This window comes from Burkholderia sp. Ac-20384, from assembly GCF_017104605.1.
Lineage (GTDB): Bacteria > Pseudomonadota > Gammaproteobacteria > Burkholderiales > Burkholderiaceae > Burkholderia > Burkholderia lata.
Map to the genome: position 1 here is coordinate 1 of NZ_JAAGPE010000401.1, position 6,989 is coordinate 6,989.

The following is a 6,989-nucleotide window of genomic DNA, read 5'->3' on the forward strand; positions in this document are numbered from 1 at the left end:
TGAGTGACCACAATTCGTCGTCGATAAGCTCTTTAGGCATCGCTTCCTGTCAGGCAAAACAAGACAGAAAGTTAACACCAAGTCGGAAAAGTTAACAGCTCAGAAATTTAATTTCGCAACAGCTTCTAAGTCAATGCGTGTCGTCGGGCGCCAGCGACTCAAGAATCGCCTTACGGCTGGTCGCGAGGATTTCGTCGGCCAGCGGCGAATCATCCGGGCACGCGCGCGACAGGACGATCGCGCCCACCAGATGGGCAAGCGTATCGATGATCTTTCCGCGCGCCTCTGGCTGATCTGCAGCCCCGACCCCCGAGACGCCGTCTTGCTCGAGAATGGCCGCCACTGCCCTTTCGATGCCATCAGCAAACGCCGCCTTGACGGCTGCCGGCTGCCGCGCAGCATCCCCACTCAGTGCGGCCATCGTGCAGCCCGTGCTGCGTCCGTCGCGATGCTCGCGCGACACATAGCGCTGCACAAATCCCGCAATGTCAAGCGCATCGCTCGCCGCCACGGTCTGCGCAATGCCGCACGTCACGGCCTCGGTCATCAAGTCCCCCTTGGATTGAAAGTGCCGATAGAACCCGCCATGCGTAAACCCCGCAGCCGCCATCAATTCCGCCACGCCGACACCGTCGTAGCCACGCTCCCTGAACAGCACGGAAGCCGTCTCGACAATGTGACGCCGGTTTTTCACAGCCTGCGTCCTCGAAACTTTCACAATCGCCACTCCCGATTTAAGTAAGCATCCAATGAATATTTTTGATGACAATCAACATCAAAGTCTTTGACGCCAATGATTGTCTTCGCCATCATTGGCGCGTGCAACCAGAGCGTTCGCGCCGACGTTTCGCCTACTGGCAATCCACGAACCGTCGTTCGACGACGGTATAGCGAAGGCCATGCTTGCTACCGACTCCCGACGTAGTTTCGACCGCGAGAACCGGATTCGGCATTTCAACTTCTCCTGAGGAATTCATCCATGACAACATCTTCCACCGTGCTGGTCACCGGCGCGTCCACCGGCATCGGTGCAACCTACGCTGAACGCTTTGCCGCCCGCGGCCACGATCTCGTGATCGTCGCGCGCGATCAGAAACGGCTGGAATCACTCGCAACCTCGCTACGCGATAAACACCGCGTTTCGGTCGACGTCCTTCCCGCCGATCTCACCCATCCGAACGAGTTGGCCGTGGTTGAGAAGCGTCTTGCCGACGACGCTGGCATCGACACGCTAATTAATAACGCCGGCATCGCCCAATCAGGAAGCTTTGTCGAACAGAAGAGCGAGGACATCGACCGGCTCGTGACGCTCAATACGACGGTCCTCACGAAACTTGCTGGCGCTATTGCGCCTCGACTTGCGCAAGCAGGGCACGGCGCCATCGTCAATATCAGCTCGATCGTAGGGCTGGCACCCGAATTCGGAATGGCCGTCTACGGCGCAACCAAGGCCTTTGTCCTGTTTCTGTCGCAAGGACTCAGCCTGGAACTAACGCCCAAGGGCGTCTACATCCAAGCCGTGCTGCCAGCGGCAACGCGCACCAAACTGTGGGAACGGGCGGGCATCGACGTCGATAAACTGCCGGCCGTCATGGAAGTGGGCGAACTGGTCGATGCCGCACTGGTCGGCTTTGATCGCCGCGAATCGGTAACGATTCCACCGCTGCAGGACGCAGCGAACTGGGAGGGGCTGGAAGTGGCGCGGCGCGCACTGCTCCAGAACGTCAAGCAATCGGAAAGCGCTGCACGTTACCGCACGACGGGGCAAACGACCTGACCGGCACAACCGGGCAACCGGCCTCGATGCGATCGATCGCGCCAGGACCGCGCCGGATTCCCTTTCCCAGTTTTCCAAATAGCATCCTAACCCTCGAGATCAAGGATTCATGAAAGCATTTCACATCGATCGATATGGCACAGACGTCGCTGGGCGAATCAGCGAACTCCCCGATCCGGCAGTGCGAGGCAACGACGTTCTCGTGAAGGTCCATGCAGCAAGCGTCAATGTTCTGGATTACAAAATATTGAGAGGTGATTTCAAGCGGATCCTGCCGTACAAATTTCCGCTGATCCTTGGCAACGATCTGGCCGGTGTCGTCGTGGCAGTCGGGCCAGAGGTCCGCCGCTTAAAGGTCGGCGACAACGTGTATGGCTATCCCGGCCAGGACCGCATCGGCACCTTTGCCGAACTGATTTCCGTGAGCGAGGATTCACTGGCGCTTAAACCCCGCAATGTCGACATGGAGCAGGCCGCATCGGTTCCCCTGGTCGGGTTGACCGCATGGCAAGTGCTCGTCGACGTCGCACAAATTAGAAAGGGGCAAAAAGTCCTGATTCACGCAGGCTCTGGCGGAGTCGGCACGTTCGCCATCCAATTGGCGAAGCATCTCGGCGCCATTGTGGCCGCCACCACGAGCACCGGCAACATCGATCTGGTGAAATCTCTCGGCGCCGACGTCGTCATCGACTACAAGACGCAGCACTTCGAGAACGAGCTCAGTGATTATGACGTGGTCATGCACACCCTCGGCCGCGATATTCTCGAGAAATCACTGCAGGTGCTGAAACCGGGCGGCCATCTCATCTCCATTTCCGGCCCGCCGGATCCGGAATTTTCCCGCCAGCGGAACCTGCCCTGGCTAGCGAGGCAACTGATTCGAATGATGAGCCATGGAATCAGAAAGCAAGCGCGCAAACGCAACATTCGCTATGCGTTCGTCTTCGTCCAACCCAACGGAACGCAGCTTGAAACCATTTCGACCGCCATCGAATCCGGCACTGTCAAACCTGTGATCGATCGATCGTTTGGATTCGATGCGATCGCTGACGCATTGGACTACATCGAAAAGGGACGTTCGCGAGGCAAGGTGACGATCAAGATCCAATAGCTTCCAGCCGCTCCGCCAGCCCGCCTGTGTGGCGGCCGATCGATGACCGGCCGCCAGGAACAGGTTACAACGTGTTGATGCCCATGAAGTTGGTCGTATCGACCCCGGTGACATGCTCGAACGCAAGTCGACCGATGCTCTTGCCATGTGCAAGTACGTTGTCACCGCCAAGCGTATCGCTCAGTTGATCACGTGCGCTACCGCTGACCCGTCCGCCGCCATGCGCATTTGCGGTCTGCTGCAACATTCCGCCGAGCGCAGCTCCCATCGCCTGACTGATCTTACCCGAACTGACCGATTTTGCGAGCGCACGGGTTGCGTCGCTCGGATTGCCACTGGCAAGTGCATTCTCAAAAGCCTGAAAGCCAGGCTGATCCTGCTGGCTGTACATCGCCAAAGCCTGTCCTTCCGCACCCAGCTGCAGCGGCTTGCCGTCTGCAACTAGATCGCCGGTAGCGGCCGGAATGGCGACCGGACCGCCCAAGCCAATGCCGCCCATACCACTCATACCACCAGTTGTCGGATAGCCGCCCATCGTCGGGAAGCCTCCCAGGCCGCCGGTCGTGGGCAGGCCATTCATGCCGCCCGTCGTGGGGTAACCGCCCAGACCGCCGTTCACCGGCAGGCCGCTCGTGCCCCCCATTGTCGGGTAGCCTCCCAGGCCACCTGTCGGTGGAATTACCTGACCCGCACCCGGGAAGTTGCTGCCCAGCCCCAGTGCCACCGCGCCGCCGCCCAGGCCACCCGGAATATTCCCGACCGGGCCGAGCCCACCCATTGCCGCCCAATGAAAATTGCTGGTCCCTGAAATGCCATCCTGGCCGAGCACATCGTGTGTCTCGATTTGTTCATAGATCTGCGGGTTCGCCAGCATGAACTGCGCCGCTTCCCTGACCGGCTGGGGCGTTAAGCCGTTCGTCGCAAGCTGGTAGAGTGAGTTCGGGTTTTCCGCGCTGATGCCGTTCTGGGTCATATACGACGCCAGCGTGGCTGACGCGTTCTGGGCCGTCATCGGCTGGGCATAACCCATCGCAGGATTCATAGCCAACGATGATTGTCCGCCGAAGCCATTCTGCTGCAGTTGCGAGACCACGCCCTGGAGCAGGTTCTGGAGCCACGCTTGCTGACCGCCAACGGCGGTCTGATTCTGACCCGACAGGTACGTCCCATTCACATAGGAAATCGGGTTGGTCGCGTAATTTTGTGGATACGAGTTCAACAGCGTAGTCGACATGATTTTACCTGTAAGGTTAGGTTAACGAAATATCTTCACTGCTACTGCCCTGCGAAACTTAGTCTAAGATACGAGGCTGGTCGGTCGTGCTCCGGTGCGAACATCGCATCGAAAACACGAATGATCAGGACGCTGCCATCGCGCTAGCTCAGGCGCGAACCCACGTCGCTGCTGCCGAAAACCGAGGCGCATCCTGCCCGGGAGGCGCCAGTTGGGCCGGTTGAGCTGCGGGCTCGCTCGACGGCGGGCCGTCTTTCAGATGGTTTTTAGCGGCACGCTCGAGCAAACGGAAGCCAATGTGCGCCGCCTCCGGATTGTCACGTTGCTCCGAAGCCGTCTGCGCATAGCTGTGCCACAGCGGATCTTCGAGACCGAACAGGCATACCGCCATCAAAGCCGCATACAGTGACGATTGCTTCGACACCTCGTCCTCGTCCTCGAGCACGCGGCGTGCGTCTGCCCAATTCTGACGCCGTAAATAGCGCCACGCGGAAACTGCGCCAGCGCCTGACCATTTCGGCCGCAACACCCGAATCGCGTCGAGCAGGTCTTCGAAGTCCGACGCGTTTTCAAGTTGCGACGCCGTCCACAATATTTTGGTAAGACCGCCGGCGATGTCGTCCGTGCATCCTGTGTCAGTCACGATGTCCTCGTTTGCCTGGAATGCTGCAATCAAAAAATGCGCGTAGTCGACGCGCGGCCATCGAGTACATCTCCGCCGGGTAGCTTGTGCCGCCGGGATTCCCCGTTGCAGATGAGTTTCCGGTATCCGGTGGATCGGCGGCGCACCAATGCGAACCTATCGATCAGGCGGCGAAAGCGAGATGGCAGACTATGCGTCGCATGCTGTGCTTCAAGGGACCGCCCCCCATCGACGCGAACAATGGCATTCGACCGAATCACCGACAGCTTGTTCGACTCGAAGCCTGTTCGAGCGGTCGTCATCTGTATGCAGCCGCTCCTCGGTGCGAGGCCCTTATCCAATCGATGGCCCAAGCCGTTTCCTCCAAGTTTCCCATTGATAGGAAAGCCGATTTCAAGGACTCGCACCCTTAATCGCCACGGGGTCATTCAGACACGAGCCGGTTCGCTTTCCCGGTGCTCTCTTCGCAACATGTTTATGAATCACGAAAATGCCAATTACCGTACAAAGACGGCCGCTTGATCAGACCCAATTCTATCAATCCATCTCGTTAGAGGAACCGAATGTCCAACAACAGTGTCTCGTCATCAAGATTTCGCAGCATCGAACTTCAACCACGGGGTTCGCAGGCCGAACCGATTGCGCCGACAATACAAAGGCGAGCAAGCCAAGCCACCCCATCCGGATCGCTGGCCAACCTACAGAGCCTCGGCCAACGCCCGCGCGCAGATTCGTCCGCACTCGAAGCCAGTCCTTCGGGCGCGCACAGGGAAATTACCTCATCAGTCTCTCCTGCCGCATCGGGCATCGGCCCGAACAATCACGACGCATTGCTGCGCGCAGTAGAAGACCTTTTCCGCCCGCACTTCGAATCGGGATTCAACGATGAAGTCACGCAACTGATTGCTGACCGCGTCCAGCAGTTACATGCAATGGGCGAGACGGCCGAGTCGATCGCTGCTGTCTTTGCGAAGGCGCATCGCATGGATGCGGCTGCGTCGATGGCGTCGGGCTTCCTCGGGTCGATACCTTTTGGCGCCGCCACGGTGGTCGAATCCAAGGTGCCACAATTGACGAACTATGCGAAAACGCCGACCGAGCAAGCCATGGCAGGAGGCACCCTAGCCCACATCTTCGATGCAGCCGGCTCAGAGCTACTACGCCAGTCGAGAGAAAATGTCACCTGGCTCGCCCCCTCCACCGAGAATGCCGGCGCAGACAACGCCACTGCCCCAACAGAGGAAGGTCTCGCCGAACACCAACGCGTCGCCGTGGTCGAACGGATGAAGGAGAGAAGTGCGCCTAGCGCGCTGCAACAGCACCTGGAAGCGGCTGCCGCCATTCAGACTTTCAGCGCGCGCAACATCGTGCGCTCGATCGTCACCCCGGCGATCACGGCGACCAAAGGTGCGGCAGTCGCTGGGCAAGTCGACATGTGGATGTCCGCTGTCGGATCGCCATTGGCGGGTGCGGCTTCGGCGTTGATCGGAAATGCGATCGAACGCAAACAGCATCGCGTCGGCCCTGAATATCTGCTCGCTCGCTCAGATTGGAAACAGCAATACGAAAACTTGAAGAAAGCGACATGGAGCGGTGCCGCAGCAAACGGGCTTGGCAGGCTCGCCCGGATTCCGATCGATGTTGCAACAAACGCGACAACCGCCGCACAGTCGTTGCTGAAGCCAACCAAACTCGCAACAGGCGCCGCGCTTACATTTGGTTCAGGCCTCTCCGGCGCAGTCCAAGACGCGATCGCCAAGCAAAATCCAGGCCATTCACCAGCCACGACGGCGCTCGCCACGCAAGTGGCTGGGACAGTCATCTCCGGAGTTGTGACCTTTCCGGCATGGACATCGGCCGCCGTCGCAACCGACGCGATCGCGAAAAAAGTGACTGCCATCGCCCACTCCGCCGGAAACGTCATTCAAAACGGCGTCGCGAATGCCGCCAGTGCGACGCTGACGGGTGTCGGAAACGTGATCGACAGTACCGCCTCGCGCGGCGCACAGGTAGTTGGCGACATGGCAACGACCCTGCGTCGACGATCGCCGGCGGCGGCCGGGACTTCGCTGTCCGCAGCTGAGGACGCTGTCTGATTGACCCTGTCTCGATTCCACGTACAGCAAGAAGTTTGATAACTTTTTGACTGTATGGAGAACAGAATGGCAGAGAACGTGGTGCCGAGAAGGCAATACACGCAGGAATTCAAGGTGGAGGCGGTGCG

General features: G+C 59.2%; 6 protein-coding genes. 3 read left to right on the forward strand and 3 right to left on the reverse strand.

What is annotated here, in order from left to right; translation table 11 throughout:
- Positions 1–130: 130 nt before the first annotated feature.
- A complete protein-coding gene (locus G3O00_RS38200; RefSeq protein WP_206146104.1) occupies positions 131–718 on the reverse strand; it encodes a TetR/AcrR family transcriptional regulator in 588 nt (195 codons plus the stop codon).
- A gap of 261 nt (positions 719–979) precedes the next feature.
- On the opposite strand from G3O00_RS38200, the gene G3O00_RS38205 reads away from it, so the two are divergent.
- Positions 980–1,777 (forward strand): SDR family oxidoreductase, encoded by a 798-nt coding sequence (locus G3O00_RS38205; protein ID WP_206146105.1) that lies wholly within the window; start codon positions 980–982, stop codon positions 1,775–1,777.
- Between the two features lie 109 nt (positions 1,778–1,886).
- Complete coding sequence (locus G3O00_RS38210) at positions 1,887–2,888, forward strand: NADP-dependent oxidoreductase (RefSeq protein WP_206146106.1); 1,002 nt, start codon at positions 1,887–1,889, stop codon at positions 2,886–2,888.
- 64 nt (positions 2,889–2,952) lie between these two features.
- Here G3O00_RS38210 and G3O00_RS38215 read toward each other — a convergent pair whose 3' ends face one another.
- Both G3O00_RS38215 and G3O00_RS38220 read right to left on the reverse strand, forming a co-directional pair.
- Complete coding sequence (locus G3O00_RS38215) at positions 2,953–4,122, reverse strand: hypothetical protein (protein WP_206146107.1); 1,170 nt, start codon at positions 4,120–4,122, stop codon at positions 2,953–2,955.
- Between the two features lie 148 nt (positions 4,123–4,270).
- Positions 4,271–4,798, reverse strand: coding sequence for an HrpB1 family type III secretion system apparatus protein (locus G3O00_RS38220; RefSeq protein WP_241025527.1), 528 nt, complete (start codon positions 4,796–4,798; stop codon positions 4,271–4,273).
- Between the two features lie 530 nt (positions 4,799–5,328).
- Between G3O00_RS38220 and G3O00_RS38225 the strand changes: the two genes are divergently transcribed.
- On the forward strand, positions 5,329–6,861 hold the full coding sequence (locus G3O00_RS38225; protein ID WP_206146108.1) for a hypothetical protein: 1,533 nt from the start codon (positions 5,329–5,331) through the stop codon (positions 6,859–6,861).
- Positions 6,862–6,989: the final 128 nt, after the last annotated feature.